The 19,071-nt window shown below is 46.2% G+C and carries 19 protein-coding genes; 17 read left to right on the forward strand and 2 right to left on the reverse strand.

Annotation, left to right across the window (positions count from 1 at the left end):
• Window positions 1-117 precede the first annotated feature (117 nt).
• The 13 genes from ACUXV2_RS02980 to rbsB all read left to right on the forward strand — a co-directional run bounded on the left by ACUXV2_RS02980 (window position 118) and on the right by rbsB (window position 12,233).
• Window positions 118-2,172, forward strand: a complete 2,055-nt coding sequence (locus ACUXV2_RS02980) for a hypothetical protein (protein ID WP_446245582.1) — start codon at window positions 118-120, stop codon at window positions 2,170-2,172.
• 193 nt (window positions 2,173-2,365) lie between these two features.
• Window positions 2,366-3,616, forward strand: coding sequence for an ATP-binding protein (locus ACUXV2_RS02985; protein ID WP_446245583.1), 1,251 nt, complete (start codon window positions 2,366-2,368; stop codon window positions 3,614-3,616).
• Between the two features lie 201 nt (window positions 3,617-3,817).
• Entirely contained in the window at window positions 3,818-4,276 is a 459-nt protein-coding gene (locus ACUXV2_RS02990) for an SAM-dependent methyltransferase (protein ID WP_446245584.1), read from the forward strand.
• Window positions 4,277-4,289: 13 nt separating this feature from the next.
• The gene (locus ACUXV2_RS02995; protein ID WP_446245585.1) at window positions 4,290-4,535 is read left to right on the forward strand and encodes a DUF2651 family protein; all 246 of its coding nucleotides are present in this window, start codon (window positions 4,290-4,292) and stop codon (window positions 4,533-4,535) included.
• A gap of 358 nt (window positions 4,536-4,893) precedes the next feature.
• Entirely contained in the window at window positions 4,894-5,337 is a 444-nt protein-coding gene (locus ACUXV2_RS03000; protein WP_446245586.1) for a GNAT family N-acetyltransferase, read from the forward strand.
• 123 nt (window positions 5,338-5,460) lie between these two features.
• Window positions 5,461-5,811, forward strand: a complete 351-nt coding sequence (locus tag ACUXV2_RS03005; RefSeq protein WP_446245587.1) for a DUF4181 domain-containing protein — start codon at window positions 5,461-5,463, stop codon at window positions 5,809-5,811.
• A gap of 132 nt (window positions 5,812-5,943) precedes the next feature.
• Window positions 5,944-6,345 carry a hypothetical protein gene (locus ACUXV2_RS03010; protein WP_446245588.1) on the forward strand — a complete coding sequence of 134 codons (402 nt, stop codon included), beginning with the start codon at window positions 5,944-5,946 and terminating at the stop codon, window positions 6,343-6,345.
• A 167-nt stretch (window positions 6,346-6,512) separates the two neighbouring features.
• Window positions 6,513-7,490 carry a LacI family DNA-binding transcriptional regulator gene (locus ACUXV2_RS03015; protein WP_446245589.1) on the forward strand — a complete coding sequence of 326 codons (978 nt, stop codon included), beginning with the start codon at window positions 6,513-6,515 and terminating at the stop codon, window positions 7,488-7,490.
• A 5-nt stretch (window positions 7,491-7,495) separates the two neighbouring features.
• Window positions 7,496-8,386, forward strand: coding sequence for a ribokinase (gene rbsK / locus ACUXV2_RS03020; protein ID WP_446245590.1), 891 nt, complete (start codon window positions 7,496-7,498; stop codon window positions 8,384-8,386).
• The gene (rbsD, locus tag ACUXV2_RS03025; protein WP_446245591.1) at window positions 8,383-8,769 is read left to right on the forward strand and encodes a D-ribose pyranase; all 387 of its coding nucleotides are present in this window, start codon (window positions 8,383-8,385) and stop codon (window positions 8,767-8,769) included. The genes rbsK and rbsD overlap by 4 nt, the downstream gene beginning before the upstream one ends.
• Window positions 8,770-8,841: 72 nt before the next feature.
• Entirely contained in the window at window positions 8,842-10,332 is a 1,491-nt protein-coding gene (locus ACUXV2_RS03030) for a sugar ABC transporter ATP-binding protein (RefSeq protein ID WP_446245592.1), read from the forward strand.
• Window positions 10,325-11,281 carry a ribose ABC transporter permease RbsC gene (gene rbsC / locus ACUXV2_RS03035; protein ID WP_446245593.1) on the forward strand — a complete coding sequence of 319 codons (957 nt, stop codon included), beginning with the start codon at window positions 10,325-10,327 and terminating at the stop codon, window positions 11,279-11,281. Before ACUXV2_RS03030 ends, rbsC begins: the two co-directional genes overlap by 8 nt.
• A 10-nt stretch (window positions 11,282-11,291) precedes the next feature.
• A complete protein-coding gene (gene rbsB / locus ACUXV2_RS03040) occupies window positions 11,292-12,233 on the forward strand; it encodes a ribose ABC transporter substrate-binding protein RbsB (RefSeq protein WP_446245594.1) in 942 nt (313 codons plus the stop codon).
• A gap of 518 nt (window positions 12,234-12,751) precedes the next feature.
• On the opposite strand, the gene ACUXV2_RS03045 is transcribed toward rbsB, so the two are convergent.
• Window positions 12,752-13,558, reverse strand: a complete 807-nt coding sequence (locus ACUXV2_RS03045; RefSeq protein WP_446245595.1) for a LysM peptidoglycan-binding domain-containing protein — start codon at window positions 13,556-13,558, stop codon at window positions 12,752-12,754.
• A 433-nt stretch (window positions 13,559-13,991) separates the two neighbouring features.
• On the opposite strand from ACUXV2_RS03045, the gene ACUXV2_RS03050 reads away from it, so the two are divergent.
• The 4 genes from ACUXV2_RS03050 (at window position 13,992) to ACUXV2_RS03065 (ending at window position 18,443) form a co-directional block, all read left to right on the forward strand.
• On the forward strand, window positions 13,992-15,485 hold the full coding sequence (locus tag ACUXV2_RS03050) for a spore germination protein (RefSeq protein ID WP_446245596.1): 1,494 nt from the start codon (window positions 13,992-13,994) through the stop codon (window positions 15,483-15,485).
• A gap of 27 nt (window positions 15,486-15,512) precedes the next feature.
• The gene (locus ACUXV2_RS03055; RefSeq protein ID WP_446245597.1) at window positions 15,513-16,619 is read left to right on the forward strand and encodes a GerAB/ArcD/ProY family transporter; all 1,107 of its coding nucleotides are present in this window, start codon (window positions 15,513-15,515) and stop codon (window positions 16,617-16,619) included.
• Complete coding sequence (locus ACUXV2_RS03060; RefSeq protein WP_446245598.1) at window positions 16,616-17,743, forward strand: Ger(x)C family spore germination protein; 1,128 nt, start codon at window positions 16,616-16,618, stop codon at window positions 17,741-17,743. The genes ACUXV2_RS03055 and ACUXV2_RS03060 overlap by 4 nt, the downstream gene beginning before the upstream one ends.
• A gap of 283 nt (window positions 17,744-18,026) precedes the next feature.
• A complete protein-coding gene (locus ACUXV2_RS03065; protein WP_446245599.1) occupies window positions 18,027-18,443 on the forward strand; it encodes a YbaN family protein in 417 nt (138 codons plus the stop codon).
• A 70-nt stretch (window positions 18,444-18,513) separates the two neighbouring features.
• Here the strand turns inward: ACUXV2_RS03065 and ACUXV2_RS03070 are convergent, their stop codons facing one another.
• Window positions 18,514-19,008, reverse strand: coding sequence for a L,D-transpeptidase family protein (locus ACUXV2_RS03070; protein WP_446245600.1), 495 nt, complete (start codon window positions 19,006-19,008; stop codon window positions 18,514-18,516).
• Window positions 19,009-19,071 lie beyond the last annotated feature (63 nt).

Consider the following 19,071-nt stretch of genomic DNA (forward strand, 5'->3'; position numbering starts at 1 on the left):
GCAAGGCTTTTTTACAATACTCTGTCACTCACAAAATCCACACTTCCCCAATGTCCACACCACCCCCTTCTCATATGAATACAATGCTAGTAATTCTACGAACGGGGGTTGATCAATATGGGTGATAGAGAACTGCCTGTGATTTTGGGCGGGCCGATTTTGCGGCGGGTTGATGAGGGACAGGCTTTCATCTGGATTGCGTTAAGTAAGCCCTTCAGCATACAGGCTGAGGTGTGTGAGGTTACCAGGAACGGCCCTCCTGCCGGCTTCGATTACACGGACATCGGATGTTCTACGGAAACCCGGACGGTCAGGGCAGGGAAGCATGTTTATATCAGTTTGATAAGAGTATCTCCCTCGTCCGGGACGTTTCCAGTCGATACACTGATCGGATATAACTTGAGATTCACGGGCAAGAGGGGAGAAACGCTCGATCTCGGGGATTTAGGATTACTGACCTCCAGTCATCCCGAGTCAATCGTTTATGGATACCTGGCCCTCCCGACGTTTACGATTAATGGAGGGACGAAAAGCAAGATTCTATACGGCTCATGCCGAAAACTGCATGGGAAAGGGAAGGATGTGTTCCTAAAAGCCGATCAGGTGATTACCGAGGACCCTGCCGGCAGCGAAAGACCTTCTTCCCTCTTTTTAATGGGAGACCAAATCTATGCGGATGATGTAGCAGACTCTCTCATTCTTCCGATCATGAAGTTAGGGGAAGAGCTGACAGGCTGTAAGGAAGACCTCGGATCAGTGGAGCCCCGGCTGAACCATCCCTCTTTTCAAAAAGGGCTTAACCAGATCAATGGTAGACAGTATATAAGTGATACCTTTTGCAGGTTCACATCAAGAAAAGCCGCCAATCATCTATTTACATTGGGAGAATATATGGCGATGTACTTATTGTCCTGGAGTCCCGAGTTATGGAAAATGCCTCTTTCATATGGATTATTCGAGTCTTTTCATGACTTGGCTGAAGTGGATGAGGTTTATTTTGCCTGTAAGGATAGAAGTTCCAAAGAATACAAGAGGGAGTATAAACGGCTGCAAAAACGCTACCATGAACAGTTGGTAGAAGTATCCAATACAGTCCAAGCGCTCAGCGCCGTCAGAAGGGTACTCGCCAATACACCCACGTATATGATGTTCGATGATCATGATATAACCGATGACTGGAATCTATCCCACGAGTGGAAAGTAAATGTCTGGAATGCGCCGCTCGGAAGGCATGTGATCAGTAACGGCCTTGCTTCGTACTGGTTGTTCCAGGGGTGGGGAAATGAGCCTGATTCCTTCAATCTTTTTGGAAAAATGATGCAAGCTCATCTTGACTCTATTCAACCGGGATCATCAGCCCATACCCAGTGGGTCAATGGTCTATGGAGACATGATTCCTGGCACTTCACTGCCCCTACTCATCCCGCTGCCGTCTTTCTCGATATCCGGACCCAGCGCGGTTATGACGTTGAACCAAAGTCCGTCACCTTATTCGGGAGAATGGAAGAAGTCCCGAAAAGCCCCAACCTGATCAAGGAAGCGGCCTGGGATAAAATTATAGCCACACTTGGTGCGTCGGGTTGGAGGCAGGGCGAGCCATTGATCATGGTGTCACCCACTCCGCTCTACGGTATCGGTCTGATTGAAACGTTTCTGCAGAAATACATGCTTCCCCTCCACACGATCGGTATTCCTGTTCACACCAGCTTCGACTTGGAAGCTTGGAAATACAACGGGAAAGGGTTTAATGAATGTATCCAAAGGTTGTCGGCATTGAAACCCAGTGACTGCATCATCCTCTCGGGTGACCTTCACTCTGCGTCAGCGGTCACATCCGATATTACCTTTTATGAGGATAAAAGAAGCTTCACTATTCATCAATTCACAAGCAGCCCGATCAAGAACATGAGCTACACTGGTATTTGGGGTTCGGTGATGAAGTTCATGATGTGGATGAATGCCAGAAAACGAACCAACCGATCGATTCAGCGCGGGTGTGATGGGGAGTGCAACCTCTTACTCGGGCAGCGAAAAGACGGTAAGCACTCTGATTATATATGGTCGGAGAGTATCCGGTATCGGGCATTGAATGATGGTTCTTTGATTGAGACTGGGAATAATCTCGGTGTGTTTACGTATGATTCGGGGGAGATTCGAAGTTCGCTGATGTAGAAATATGAATATCGTCACATTGAAGCACAAGGACGGTTCTTTTACTTGTAAAGTAACAGAGCGGTCCTTGTGCTTTCTACATTCCTTTATATTGTCATCCTTCTTGTGTCTAAAAGGGTAAATACGCCTACTTCCCCTATTACTTCTAAACTCCTTCGTTTATAATTGCCTTAAGTAGACAAGGGGGATTTCTTTGGGTAGTATCCACAGCTTTTTGATAAACTTGTTTGTGATTGTGATTTCGATTCTTTTTATGCAGTTTTGGATGAATAAACGTGATATCAGCAGCAGGCAGTATGAGTATGTAGTGTTTGTTACGTTTGGTTTTTCAATCATCTTATGTATGCTCTTTCCTTTTAAAATCAGCGAAGGTTTCATTTTTGACCTGCGATTCATTTCCTTTATCCTTGCATGCTTTTATGCGCATCCTATAACGGCAGCAGCATTAGGCGTACTGGTTGCTGTGATCAGGAGCATCCATGGAGGGGATGGGGCTTGGATTCCCATTATCATCCTGCCTATCTTATTCACACTGTGCATGGAATTACGTCCTGTCTTTAACAGAAACAAGATGTACAGTCGGATAGCCATTCTTTCCTTCCTGACCTTCCTGACTTGTATAGCGGTATTAGTATGTATTTATGTTATTTTTCAACATCCTCTTCCCAGGGAGTTTGTTTACTCATTCATCATCATTCATGTTCTGGGCATGATCTTATCCATTTATCTCATTGAATTTTTCCGTTCGCAGAATCTGATTCTGACGAGGCTGATCCGGATGGAAAAAGTCGAAGTGGTCAGTCATCTTGCAGCCAGTATCTCACACGAAATCAGGAATCCGCTGACGTCATCCAGAGGTTTTGTCCAGATGGTACAAGAGTCGCCCGGCCTTCAGGATAAAGATAAAGAATTTCTGAACATTGCGGTACAAGAGATGGACAGAGCAACAGCCATCATCCACGATTATCTGACCTTTGCCAAGCCGGCACCTGATAAAATAGATACCATTTCAACAAAAGAAACGATAGAAAAAGCCATTGGAGTCATACAACCGCTGGCCAATATGAATAACGTCATCATTCACTCACGCTTGTCCACCCATCATGTCGAAGGGAACCAGAGCCTTTTCTTGCAGGCATTGATCAATCTATTGAAAAACAGCATAGAAGCCATGCCTCAAGGAGGAGAAATTCGTGTGACGTCCCATGCTGAAAGCAAAAAAGTCCACATTCTGATTGAGGATGATGGAATCGGGATGACGCCGCTTCAGGTCACTCGGTTAGGTGAACCGTATTTCTCCACCAAAGAAGGGAAAGGTACCGGACTCGGTATGATGGTGGTATTCAGGGTGATTGAAGCGATGAATGGAGCAATACAGATCGATAGCGAGCCGGGGATTGGTACTAAGATCAACGTATGTCTTCCAATCTTTAAGACTTGTTGATAGAACCTAAATCACTGTAGCTTTTTCTAAAACGCACTGGATGTCAAAATGAAATCCATCGTGCGTTTTTTAGTGCTCGATTTTTCACTAGACAGACCGTGTGTATAGTTAATTTAAAAGCATATAAATAAAAAAAGAGAAATGAATCATTCAACTAAATGTATAATTGATAATAGAAAATTATGGGAAGGGGGAATTCACTTGATAACATTATCTCCAATAGGGACTGCTTATAATGAAAGACATGAAATTGAAGATGATCACTGGGGAAAAGTGGTTTCAAAAATTATTTTAGATGATTCTCTTCCAGAAGAATCACTAAATGAAATCGAATCATTTTCCCATTTGGATATTATCTTTTACTTTCATAAGGTTGAAAAAACAAAAATCATTACAGGTGCAAGACACCCTCGGAATGAGGAGAATCTTCCTAAAATCGGGATCTTTAGTCAACGTGGAAAAAATAGACCCAATCAATTAGGATTAACAACTGTAAAGGTGATCAGAAGAGACGGAAGGAATTTATTTGTAGCAGGCCTGGATTGTATCAATGAGACACCCATTTTGGACATAAAGCCAGTAATGAAGGAATTTCTGCCTAAAGAGCCGATCATACAGCCTGAGTGGACACATGACATCATGAAAAATTACTGGGGGTAATAGGGGGGATTTTATGAATGTTTTTTTTATGATTCTGATTTTCTTTCCATTTGTATCAGCTATTCTAGGTGTGCTGGGATTCTTTATTTTTAATAATATTTACGTCACACCGGCACTTGTCTTCATTTCCGGTATGATTGCGATGTATCTACTATTCAATGAGACCTTCTTGATGTGGGTATTTGTTTATACGTTTGTCGCTTTATTATCCGGTGCAATTGTGAAGGCCATCAGGACTAAACTGCAAAAAAATGCATAGAAAAAGTCCCCATCCAGTTTAAGCTGAATGGGGATTCGTTTTCATATTTCCCATATTCGTGTGACGGCTGAACACTCTGCCCAATGTTTCCTAGATTGATTTTGTATGTAAACAGAGAAACGGAAGATTAATAGGCAGAACTCGAAGATTATTGAAGGAAACTCGAAGAATAATGAGTAAATCTCGAAGATTAGGGGCCATTTTTCTAAGTTGACACGGAGGCAATTCAGGTCACAAAAAAGTGACAGCGTATGGAGGTCTGCCCCCACCCGCGGTATTATTTTTATATACGCGGGCGTTTACGGACAAAACTTACATCCAGACTACAAAAAAACATACATAAGAGGTGCACGATATCATGAGCTGGAAACTAAAAAGTTTTAATGAGTTATCAACAACCGAACTGTACAGAATCTTAAAAGAAAGAACGCAGGTTTTCGTGGTCGAACAACATTGTCCTTACCTCGAGGTCGATGGGAAGGACCTTCATTCCTACCACCTGTATAAAGAGGAAAATGGTGAAGTGGCTGCCTATTCAAGGATTTTGCCGGCAGGTATTTCGTATGAGGAAGCGTCGATTGGCAGGGTCTTCGTAAAACGTGAGTATAGGGGCAGGGGCCTGGCAGGCGAGCTGATGAAGAAAGGATTGGACTTCATCCAACACGAATGGGAAGAGAAGACCGTCAAAATTCAAGCGCAGGAATATTTAAGGGAATTCTATGGATCTTTTGGATTCGAAGCGGTAACAGATACCTACTTGGATGATGGCATCCCTCACATTGATATGATCTTGCGGAAGTAAAGCGGGCAGATCCCGGACCCTGCATGACACCGAAGAACGAGAAAATGTTAGAAATTAGCGCCGTTTTTTGCAATAATTGGTAGTATATCATCTGCTCAAGGCAGATCTTCGGAGGGACTTCATATGTTATCCTTTATCATCTACCTGGCTGCCTTCATCGCTGTCTACTTCATCGTTGAAAGGGCTGTCAGGAAAAAATGGAATATCCCGAACAACCGGAAAACCGGCATCCAAGGCGTCAACTCCATTCATAAATGGGGACTCCGCATCGGCTGGGCGGTGTTTTTTGTCAGTATTGTAACGGATTCCAGCGGACTCTTCACCGCCTCGATCATCATCATGATCTGGGCATTCGATGCTTTTATGGAATGGAAGTACAATAAAGCTGAAAGGGAATATCTGATTACCCTCTTAGGGCTTGGATTCTTCATCACCTTCATCGCGGCCATTTATACATTTGAATGGCTGACATGAAAAATAGAGGGATGGGGTTCTTTCTAACGGATTCTATTTTACAAAACAAAATATCTAACAACAAACCTTTTAGTAGTCTAATTTGCAGGTGAATTGGACTGCTTATTTTTATAAGCTGAAAGGAGATTCCATTTGAAGAAAATATCTGTTTGCGCTCTTCTTTTACTTCTATTAGTCGGATGCAGCCAAAATGACGTCCAACATAACACAGCCTTAGAGGAATCCATTTATTCGGTTGTTGGGGATAAAAATCAGAGTCAAATAAATATTAAGTCATTGACGGATTTTGACTGGTATGAAGCATTCCTGTTCACACCATATAGTACACAAGAAAGTATAGAAGAACAATTAGGTACTGATTTTAATGACCCATCAAATATTGATATGAGAGATGATATATATCTTTTGGTTTTCCTTCATAAAGATAAAGTCGTCCAATATGCTGAGATAAAACGTCAAGGAGCTGACTTTTCAGCAGGAGAAAAGGGGTACATAACTCCATCCGATCATGTGATAAGAATTGAAAGACATTAAAAAGAAATATTCCTTGTGGTAGTAGCTGAAATAAGACAATGGAAAGAAACGCTCAGTTCCCCGACATAACACAGACTATTTCACTTTAAAAAAACAATCCTTGCAAACGATTACAAACCTATGCTATTTTATGTGTAACCGGTTACACAACGTGGGAGTTGAAAAGAATGGTAACAATAAAAGATGTTGCACGGGAAGCGGGCGTTTCTGTAGCGACGGTTTCGCGTGTGCTGAACGATACCGGCTATGTCGGTGCCGATACAAGAAAAAAAGTAATGGATGCGATTGCTGAATTGAATTACAGTCCTAATGAGGTGGCGCGATCTCTTTATAAACGGGAATCGAGGCTGATCGGACTGCTTCTCCCTGATATTACGAATCCGTTTTTCCCGCAGCTTGCGAGGGGTGTGGAGGATGAACTGAGCCGATCTGGCTTCCGCCTGCTGCTGGGGAACAGTGATGAGAATGTCCAGAAGGAACTGGATTACATCCAGACGTTCGTACAGAACAATGTGGTGGGAATCATATCGGCTACCAATCACCTGGACTACCAGATTTATAATGAAATGAAACTCCCTCTAGTACTGTTGGACCGAACATCGGAAGATTACCCGGCCGTTTATGCGGATGGAAGGGAAGGGGGACGCCTGGCAGCGAAGACGCTCATCGATAAGGGAGCGAAGAGGATCACACTTGTGAAAGGGCCAGCTCATATCAAACCAGCGCAGGACCGGTATAAAGGCGCGATCGAGGAATTGAGTCAGGCGGACGTTGATTTTTCAGTCTTGTCCACGACGTCCTATTCTTTCGAGGAAGCGCAGGGATGGGCAGAGGAATTGTTCGGGAATTTCCCTGATACCGACGGCGTGATTGCGAGTAATGATATCGTCGGAATCGCGATCATCCACGAAGCGTTAAAGCTTGGAAAAAGGATCCCGGAGGACCTGCAAATCATAGGATATGATGATATCCCGCAAAGCAAGCTGTCCTATCCGACCCTTTCAACCATTAGGCAGCCCGCCTACGAGATGGGGCGCGAGGCAGCTCGGCTGCTCATCAACATCATCAAAAAAGAAAAAGGCATCGACCAAACGATAGAGATGCCTGTTGAACTGATAGAAAGAAACACAACCCGAAAGGAATGAAGTTCATGAAGAAACCAAAGATTGCCGTTATCGGCAGTTCATCGATGGACCTGGTTGTCACATCTAAAAGACGCCCGCAGGCAGGGGAGACCGTTCTTGGGGAGTCCTTTGAAACGGTTCCCGGCGGAAAGGGTGCGAATCAAGCGGTGGCAGCTGCCCGCCTAGGAGCGGAAGTCCATATGATCGGATGCGTCGGAGATGATGCCTACGGGAAGGAAATCCTCGACAATCTAGACGCCAATGGTGTCCATACCGGTCGTGTGAAACCGGTTACACATCAAAAGAGCGGGACGGCTCACATTATTTTAGCGGAAGGGGATAACAGCATTGTTGTCGTCAAAGGGGCAAATGATTTGGTCACCCCGGACTACGTGAAGGAGTCCCTGTCTCTTTTAAAGGAATGCGATCTGGTCATGATCCAGCAGGAAGTGCCGGAGGAGACGGTGATTGAGACAGCCCGTTTATGCGATGAAATCGGTGTTCCTCTTTTACTGAACCCCGCCCCGGCCAGGGAGATTCCCCATGAAGTTATTGAAAAAGCGGCGTACCTGACACCGAATGAACATGAAGCAGGTCTACTGTTCCCCGGACTGGAGCTCTCGAAAGCGCTCGCCAAGTACCCGAACAAATTGTTCATCACTGAAGGAGAGGCAGGTGTCCGCTATCATGATGGCAGCGGTGAACACCTAGTCCCATCTTTCCCTGTAAAAGTCGTCGATACGACTGGTGCAGGTGATACATTCAACGCGGCATTCGGAACGGCGGTCGCAGAAGGACGGGACTTGAAAGACAGCCTTCGCTTCGCAAATCGTGCTGCTTCCTTATCGGTCACGGGATTCGGAGCGCAGGGCGGAATGCCGACACGGGAAGAAGTGGAAAGGGGGCTCGCCGAATGAAGCGGAACGGAATGCTGAATAGTCATATCTCGAAAGTGCTCGCAGACCTCGGCCACACAGATACGATCGTGGTCGCGGACGCGGGACTCCCGGTTCCTGCAGGTGTGAAAAAGATCGACCTGTCCCTGAAGGAAGGGGTGCCGTCATTTCTTGATGTGGTGAAAGTGCTGAAGGAAGAGATGGTCGTTGAAAGTGTGACGGTTGCAGAGGAAATCGGTCAGAACCAAATCGTGAACAGCGAAATGAACGATATGTTTAACAATATTGATTATATTTCGCATGAATCATTGAAAGATCGACTGAAGGATGCGAAAGCAGTGATCCGCACAGGTGAAATCACACCTTATGCGAACTGCATCCTTCACGCTGGCGTTACTTTTTAAAAAGGGGCGCCACTTGGAATCAGTCAGTGGTGATGGAACAGAGCATTTTTCAATTAAAAGGGGTGACAGTACATGCAGATTAACATGGAAAATATCCATAAGGCTTTCGGCAAGAATAAGGTGCTTGAAGGTGTCGACATTAGGATCAAGGACGGGGAAGTCCATGCTTTGATGGGTGAAAATGGAGCGGGTAAATCGACGCTCATGAACATCCTGACGGGACTTCATAAAAAAGATGAAGGCACCATTCAAATCGATGGCAGGGAAAAGACCTTCGCCAACCCGAAAGAGGCAGAAGAGTTCGGCATCGCGTTCATCCACCAGGAGCTCAATATCTGGCCGGAACTGACGGTGCTCGAGAATTTATTCATCAATAAGGAACCGGTTACACATTTCGGTCTCATTAAAACGAAAAAAATGAAAGCGATTGCGAATGAGCAGTTCGAGAAGCTGTCCATCTCCATACCGTTGAACAAGGAGGCGGGGCAATGTTCGGTCGGTGAACAGCAGATGATCGAGATTGCAAAAGCGCTGATGACAGACGCAAAAGTCATCATCATGGATGAGCCGACCGCTGCTTTGACGGACAGGGAAATCGAAAAGCTGTTCGACGTGATCCGTTCATTAAAGAAATCGGGCGTCTCCATCGTTTACATCTCTCACCGGATGGAAGAGATTTTCACGATATGCGATACAATCACCGTGATGCGGGATGGCAGGACGGTCGACACGACCCCGATTCCTGAGACGAACTTTGATGAAGTCGTCCGCAAGATGGTGGGACGAGCACTCACCGACCGCTTTCCTGCACGGGACGCAAAACCGGGAGACTCGATGCTCGAGGTGAAAAACCTTGGAAGAAAAGGAGTTTTCGAGAATGTGAGTTTCAACGTCCGGTCAGGGGAGATTGTCGGCGTATCCGGACTGATGGGCGCAGGCCGGACGGAAATCATGCGCACCATTTTCGGGCTGGATGGAAAGTATGACGGGGAAATCTTTATCAATGGAAAGAATGTGACGATCAAAAATCCGAGCCAGGCTGTCGAGCTGGGACTCGGTTTCATCACAGAAGACCGGAAAGAAGAAGGGCTTGTGATCGATTTCCCGATTAAAGAGAATATCGTTCTTCCGAGTCTGTTCAGTTTCACAAAAAATGCCCTGATCCAGGAAAAGAAGGAGCGGGAATTTGTCGACCTTCTCATCAAGCGCTTGACAATCAAGACAGAATCCGGAGAGACCAAAGCGAAAAATTTATCCGGGGGGAATCAGCAAAAAGTCGTCATCGCGAAATGGATCGGGATCGGCCCGAAAGTCCTGATCCTCGATGAACCGACCCGGGGTGTGGATGTCGGGGCGAAGCGTGAAATCTACCAATTGATGAATGAACTGACGGACCGCGGGGTGGCGATCATCATGGTTTCTTCCGAGCTGCCTGAAGTCTTGGGGATGAGCGACCGGATACTCGTCGTCCATGAAGGAGCGATAGCAGGGGAGCTATCAAGGGAAGAAGCCGATCAGGAAAAAATTATGACACTGGCAACAGGAGGTCGAATCAATGAATAACGCACTCAAGAGTACAAATCATGTAGGAAGTATGATGCAGAAACTGGGTCCATTCATGGGGCTGCTCGTACTGTTTGTGACGGTATCCGTCATGAACCCAAGTTTTCTTGAACCTTTGAACTTATTGAATCTATTAAGACAGGTAGCCATTAACGCACTGATCGCGTATGGTATGACTTTTGTTATTTTGACCGGGGGAATCGATTTGTCAGTCGGATCCATCCTTGCCTTATCGAGCGCATTGATGGCAGGCATGATGGTGTCAGGAATCGATCCTATCCTGGCTATTCTGATCGGATGTCTCTTAGGGGCCGTGATGGGTGCGGTCAACGGTCTGCTCATCACGAAAGGGAAAATGGCACCATTCATCGCCACGCTGGCGACGATGACGATGTTCCGCGGACTGACCCTCGTGTACACGGATGGAAATCCGATCACCGGCCTCGGCGACAGCTATGCATTCCAACTTTTCGGAAGAGGATATTTCCTTGGGATCCCGGTTCCGGCGGTCACGATGTTTCTTACATTCGCCGCCTTGTGGGTGATTCTGCACAAAACGCCGTTCGGCCGTAAAACGTATGCAATCGGCGGAAATGAAAAAGCAGCATTGATTTCCGGTATCAAAGTATCGCGTGTGAAAGTGATGGTGTATTCTCTTGCAGGTCTGCTTTCAGCCCTTGCCGGAGCGATCCTTACATCACGCTTGAACTCTGCTCAGCCGACAGCCGGTACATCATATGAACTCGATGCAATCGCAGCTGTTGTCCTCGGGGGGACAAGTCTATCCGGAGGACGCGGACTGATCCTGGGGACACTGATCGGAGCATTGATCATCGGAACATTGAACAATGGCTTGAATTTACTGGGCGTATCATCCTTCTTCCAAATGGTCGTTAAGGGTGTCGTCATCATCATCGCGGTTCTGATCGATCGAAAGAAAGCAGCATAGGAGGATGATCATGAGAAAATTACTCGTACTACTGATGAGCTTGTCTCTTGTATTCCTGGGCGCCTGCTCGCTGCAGCCGCCGGAATGGGCGAAACCGGACGGGAAGAAGAAGAATCCGGAAGATATCAAAATTGGTTTATCCGTTTCGACATTGAATAACCCGTTCTTCGTTTCCATTAAAAATGGAGTGGAAGAAGAAGCGGCTGCACAGGGGATGGACGTCATCGTCGTCGATGCCCAGAATGATGCAGCCAAACAAATCAATGATGTGGAAGACTTGATCCAGCAGGGAGTCGATGTTCTCCTGATCAACCCAACCGATTCTTCTGCGGTTTCAACCGCTGTCCAATCGGCCAATAGCATCGGCATCCCGGTCGTCACCCTCGACCGTTCCGCAGAAAAAGGGGATGTCGAGACACTGGTCACGTCCGATAATGAAAAAGGCGGAGAGATGGCAGCGGAGTATATTTTAGAACAGCTTGGTGAAGGTGCGAAAGTGGCTGAGCTTGAAGGGGTGCCAGGGGCATCGGCTACGCGCGAACGCGGTGCCGGATTCCACAACATCGCCGATGAAAAACTCGATGTTGCCGCAAAACAGACGGCAAACTTTGACCGTACAGAAGGGCTGAACACGATGGAGAATATCATCCAGGGAAATCCGGATATCAAAGCCGTATTCGCCCATAACGACGAAATGGCACTCGGCGCATACCAGGCGATTCAAAGCTCCGGCCGCGATGTCCTCGTCGTCGGTTTTGACGGGAATGACGACGCACTGAACAGCATCAAAAAAGGAAACCTTTCTGCTACCATCGCTCAGCAGCCTGGCGAGATCGGCAAGCTTGCCGTCCAGGCAGGAGCGGATGTTCTGCAGGGGAAAAAGGTTGAAGAATTGATTCCGGTTCCGTTGAAGCTGGTGACGGAGGAGACGGGTGTGGAAGGTGAAGAGTGATCTCGTGAAGCATGGGGCAGCTCTGGATCCGTTGGAGCTTGTGACATAGGAGACGGTATGGAAGGATGATCCCACGAAGAATGAGCCTCCTGCCCATGGCACATGGGGTTAGATGTAATGAAAATTCGACAAGTTGCACGTATTTCGTGAAAAGTGGTTTGAAAAATAGAAATCTGGTTTGAATATCGAAAAAGTGGAATGTAAATCTCAGATTTGGTTCGAAAATCTATTAAACTCGCATGAATGAACAGATACACTCTCTCATATTGACCAAAGCAAAGGGGGTTGGACCCCTTTGCTTTGGTCTTTTTGTTCAAATGAACCATAAACAACCTAATTCCCGTCTAAAAAACAAAATCATCCTCAGTTTTACCTCTGAAAAAGGAAATCCCTCACCGATGACTGACCCTCTGCTCAAACCGAGTAAAAACCCCTTTTCAAAACACCCAGACACCAAAAAAACCCCAGAGCCATTGCTCTGAGATTTTCATTAGGCTTGTCCCCATCTGTTCTTCCTATTAAAAATACACCCTGATCTTAACAAGGTCCTGGATGCTTCCATCTTTAGCACTTCGACTGTACATCCACAGATCTCCTGAAACAGAGGTTGGCTGGCGGTCGAATGGAAGGGCTGCACGGAAGGAACCATACGCCGGTGCGCCTTCATCTGTCATAGCGAAGCGTTCATTGGTTACAATGACACCGTTATGATCCCTTAGCTGATAGTTGACTACAGCTTCAAAAACCCTGGCATCGCCTTCCAAGCGCTGTCCGCTGGTGATGAAAGCACCTGGCAACGGATTGGACACAAAGATATTTCTTGAAGTCGGAATCGGAATGATCAAGTGATAATCCGGCCAGATGACATCCCTTTGGAATCCCGGGCGGTCCGCATTCGCTGTTTCGATGGCAGACACGGTAACCCCGAAGCGTCTGGAAATTGAATAAAGTGTGTCTCCGCTGACAATTTTATAAGAAAAAGCAGGGACGAGCAGGCGCTGGTCTACTAGAATCAAATCAGGGTTTTCAATGTCATTGATCCCTGCCAGCAAATCAGCGTGTGCAGCGAACCTTTGAGCGATGGCAGTCAGGGTATCACCAGGTGTGACAATGTGACTCATAAGGGGAGGCGCAGATGACGTCGGGATCACCAGCACATCACCCGGAAAGATCAATCCCCTATCTGTCACAGGGGGAAACAAATGGTTGGCCCTTTCAATGGCAGCCACCGTACTCCCGTATGTTGCAGCAATCGAATAGAGTGTGTTCCCCGGCCTCACCGTGTAGATGAGTCCTTTGGTTTGAATCGTCGGCAAGTTAAACACCTCCTTTCTTTTCCGTATATTTTATGGAAAATGGAAATGATAGAGAACGGCAGATTCATTACATAGAGGATATTTACTAGATTCACTCTCCACACATGGTGCTTCATTCCGGAACAGTCGCTTCATCATTCCAGGTCAGCCCCCGTATCTTACATCAAGTCAAAATGATCCACACCGCAGCCGGCGAAAATGGTCATGATTATGGAGGATATCTTGACTCCTGCACACTCGCATTGATTAACTCCTCCTTCACTGGAATGGACACCAAGTCCTGTCCCTACACTGAATGATCAACTCCTCCAGCTCTGCCAAAACACCCCGTCATTCCCGACCACAACCAGTACAAAAAAACACCTCCGACACCAATGAAAAAGTATATTTCTTCCCTCCCTGGACAAAGCTGATACCATTGACGACAAGAAGGGGGACCATTATGTTCTTTAAGAAAAACGACAAGAGTCCCGAAGTAGAGAAACGGAAGTTCGAAGAGCCCGATATACAGTTGGGAACATCCTCAGAGGAGTTCATAAAAGCGGTACAAACCCGCTTGCACAATAGCTCAGATGTGGTGGTCATCAAGGTACGCCCGGAACTCACCATCATTTATATAGAAGCATTAATTGAAACGACGATGCTCAATCGTGATATTATCAGTCAGCTCGATGAAAGGTCAGTTGACCCCTCAGTAGTGGAAAGCCAAATGAATTCAGGAGATGTGAAGCAAGTAACATCATTGAAGGAAGCCGTCTTTGCACTGTTGAGCGGGGCTGTCCTGATTCATGCCGAGGGATTCAAATCTGTCGTATCAGTCATGATTCCGACCACGGACAGACGTTCGTTGACAAAGCCCGAGAATGAATCGATTGTAATCGGTCCCCAGCTTGGGTTTAATGAAAGTCTTGCGACAAATGTTTCACTGATCCGGAGATATTTAGTGAATCCCGATCTCACGAATGTGTCCATAACCCTGGGGGAGCAGACCAGGACAGCAATCTCTGTCATGTACATAAATGGAATTGCATCAGATGAAATGGTTGAAACGGTCAAACAGCGAATCGCCAATATTTCCGTAGACGGTATTATGGACAGTTCGGTCCTTATGCAGCTGATCGAAGATAACTCGATGAGCATCTTGCCGCTGATGGTGTTGACGGAGCGTCCGGATCGTGCCTGTTCATGGCTCCTTAATGGGAAAATCATCATCCTTGTCGATGGGAGTTCCCTTGTCATAGGGTGTCCTCAAAGTTTCATCGAATATTTCCAAAGCATGGAGGACCAGAACGTAAAGTGGCAGGTTGCCTCTTTTTTCAGGATCTTGCGCATGATTGCGATGATGCTGTCTGTTTTTTTTACAGCGATTTATGTGGCTTCTTTGACCTTTCATTATGAAATCATCCCGCAGCCGCTGCTCATTCCATTGAGTGAGTCGCGATCGAGGGTCCCATTCCCTCCTATCATTGAGGCGCTGCTGTTGGAATTCATCATTGAACTGTTGAGGGAAGCTGGGGCCAGGCTACCGACCAAAGTAGGGCAGACGATGGGTATCGTAGGGGGTATTGTCATCGGGACGGCTGCGGTGCAGGCGGGGTTCACGAGCAATATCCTCATCATCATCGTCGCTCTTGGAGCGCTGGCTTCTTTCACGACGCCAAACTTCATGATGGGGAATGTCATCCGGATCCTGCGGTTTCCGATCATTATATTAGCGGGATTCTGGGGATTCTACGGCACGATGTTCGCCTTCTGCTTCCTGCTCATTCACCTCTTGAGGCAATCGAGCCTGGGGAGTCCGTTCATGGCTCCTTTTTATCCAGTCCGCTTAAGGGATTGGGCGAATAGTGTCGTACGGCTGCCGCTTAACGTAACGTGGAAACGTCCGTATCAGGCGAGACCACATGATTCTAAAAAGTACGATCCAAAGAAATAATGCCAGGCATTGGAGAGGAGGGATCAAATGAACGTAAGTGTACACCCTAAACAGCAAAATCTTGTCAATGCCTTCCTTGTTATGTTCATCGTTCATTCTGCGCAGTTGGGAGTGGGCGTCCAGGGATTTCAGAGAATCATTTATATGGAAGCGAAACATGATGCTTGGATGTCGGTCATCCTCTCCGGTATCATCACCAATATCATCGGGTTGATCATGGTGAAGACCCTACAGGCCTATGAAAGTGCTGATTTGTATGGGATACAGCGGGACGTTTATGGCAAATGGATAGGGACACTCTTCAATCTCGTGTATGTTTCTTATTGCCTTGGAGCATTTCTTGTCATCATCCGGAACTATATTGAAGTGGTGCAGGCGTGGGTCTTTCCTGAGGTCCCGACCTGGTTTCTTGCTATTACCCTGATCATCTTGGTTTTATACGGGACATTGGGGGGATTCCGGATCATTGCCGGGGTCAGCTTCTTCAGTGTATTTTTGGCACTTTGGCTGCTGGGTCTTCTGGGCTACCCTCTGCAATTCATCAATTGGCAGAATATCATTCCCATGTTCGAATCGAATGCAATGGATATTCTAAAAGGCACATATGCCATGACCTTTACCGTCATCGGGTTTGAACTAATTTATTCCTACTACCCTTATATAAAAGAAAAACAGAAGACAAACAGGTATGTGCAAATCGGCTTGGTGTACACAACCTTCCTTTATGCAGCCGTCATGGTGGTTTCGCTTGGCTATTTCAGTGGAGGGCAGCTGGAGCGTACAATCTGGGCTACGCTGTCATTATTTAAAATCGTCCGCCTGCCTTTCATCGAACGGTTTGAATATGTAGCCATCACGTTTTGGATGCTGATCATCCTTCCCAATCTCATGCTGTACCTATGGTCTGCCTCAAGGGGAATGGCACGCATCTTCCGGCGGAAAGAAAAAACGTTCATTTGGATTTTTGCTTTGATGCTGTTTGTTGTTCTCCAGTTTTTCGTGACAAGAGAACAGATCAACTCCCTCAGTGATTATTTTGGAAAAGTCTCTTTTTATATTGTCTATTGTTATCCCATTGTCCTATATTTGTTTGTCATGATTAAAAAAAGATTCAGGAAAGGGGAAGAAGTATGAATAAACTGAATCGATTGCTGCTGGGGCTGATTTCAATTTCTTTACTCACTTCCTGCGCAGACCCGAGTACGCTTGAGAAAATCGGCATGATCACAACGGTGGGCTATGACACTACGGATGGTGATGAGATCCATACAACCTCCTTGATACTTGAAACCGACCCGCAATCCATAGACAGTACGATTGTCATTTCTGGTAACGCAATGACAAGCAAGGGTGCAAGAATAAAGGGGAGTCTCAAATCACAGAAAAAACTGGAGTCGGGTCAATTGAGGGTAGCCCTCTACGGGAGGGAAGTGGCTGAAGAAGGGTTCATCAACCTGGCGGATACACTAAGCAGGGATCATGCGATCAGTGATTTGACTTATCTTGCTGTAGTCGATGGAAGAGCGAGTGAGATCCTTGAGCAAAAATATGAACAATTCTCCGATGCAGGGCAGTACGTGTATAAAGAGATCGAACAGAACATAAAAGGGGAAACGATTCCCTCACCAACGCTTCATGAAACCCTTCATGATTATTACGCAGTTGGAACCGACCCTCTGCTGCCGCTCATCAAACTTGAGGACGATATGATTACGATCACGGGGATGGCGTTGTTAAAAGATGACAAAATGGTGGGGAGTATTACTCCGATTGAGGCGTTCTATGTCAAACTGATCAACGATCATTATGATGCAGGGAATTACGAATTGACGCTCAAGAACGGAGATGACACGAAATTAATGAAAGGCCAGGACTCTTCCAAAAAGATTGCAGTCGCACTGGACACCATTAAAAGCAATAGCAAAATTGAGCTTGCAGATGAAGATGCCCTGGAGTTTGACTTGGACATTTCGATGAATGCACGATTACAGGAGATCAACCAGAAAGTCGACTTGAAGAATCCTGAAAACCTTACTATACTCGACAAAAAAATAAGTCATGAAATGGAAAAAGAAATCAAGGAATTAATCAAGTATTGCCAGACTGTTGAGTCAGATGTCCTGGGGTTTGGTGAAGTCTATCGCAGTGCTGTCCCCCATTCAAATCTTACGAAGAAGAAATGGCGTTCGATGCACAAGGATATAAAAGTTAACGTAAAGATCGACTTTCAAATTGTCAGGACGGGTGTAGTGGAGTAAAGACTTCTTCATGAGCGGATTTACGCTCCGTGAGTCAGCCCTTTTTGCATATACTGACGGTGGACAACGAGAAAACATGCCATACATGAGCTGTTCAGATGAATTCGGTGTTCCATGAATCAGCAGATACCTATTTATTGCCTTGTTCACCTTCCAGCCACAATTAACAGAAATCCCCTAAACAAGTGCAGGCATATCCCTGTTATAGTAATAATACAATGAATGTTGGGCAGGTATGTCAGAAGAACAATCATCATATTGAGATCTTAGGGGAATGATTCACATGACACTAAAAAAAATAAAAAGTATCCTGTTCATGCTGCTTGGACTGGTATCATTGGCGTTCGGGCTTGCAGGCACAGTGCTGCCTGTCATCCCCGGCGGTCCGTTTTACTTATTTGCCGCTTACTGCTTTGCCAAAAGTTCCAAGCGCATCGAAGACTGGTTTAAAAGTACAACTATATATAAGAAGTATGTCTTAGCCTTCCTTCAAAAGAAGGGTATGACCCGGAAAGAGAAAATCAGGATCAATGTAACGGCTGATTTTTTCATCCTGATTTCTGTGGTGTACGTGGACATCCTGTTCGTCAAGATCCTTTTAATTGGGATGGCTTTGTACAAACATTATTATTTTATAAAAAAGATCAAAACCCTCCATCCTGAATCAGAGGAAGAAGGGTTGAAGGAAAAAGTGAATTAAGTATGGGGGCCTGATCCCGGGTACAACAATGTTTGTGCCCGGGGTCAGGCTGTTTTTTTATGAAGGATGATCACTGATGAATGTAAACAGGCGTCCCGATTGGAATGGTCCGTGAGAGTTCCTCCACATCCCTGTTATACATCCGGATGCACCCTTTTGAAACGGCTTTCCCGATCGAGCCTGGGTCATTGGTCCCGTGAATGCCATAGCCCTGTTTCGATAAGCTCATCCACATCGTGCCGTATGGTCCGCCGGGGTTTGGAGCTTTATTGATGATGATGAAGTTGCCCACGGGCGTTTCCGATACCATTCTGCCGACAGCGATTGGATACTGCTTTTGCAGTGTTCCGTTCCTCAAGAGCTTTAACGTCCGGTTGTTGACCGATATGTCAATCTGATAGGGGAGGGTATCGGGCGAAGGGAAACCGGGTATCACGATGGGCTGGCCTGGGTAAATGACATTTGGATTGATGGATGGGTTGGCACGGATGATGGTTTGGAGCGGTACGCGGTAATCCCGTGAAATTTGCGTCAGCGTCTCGCCTGTCTTTACGATATGATTCAACTGAAACACCACCTCCTGATTGATAGTGTATGTGGGAGGTGGGCGATCCGGTGCAAATCGACC

The sequence above is a fragment of the Rossellomorea sp. NS-SX7 genome, assembly GCF_052828565.1.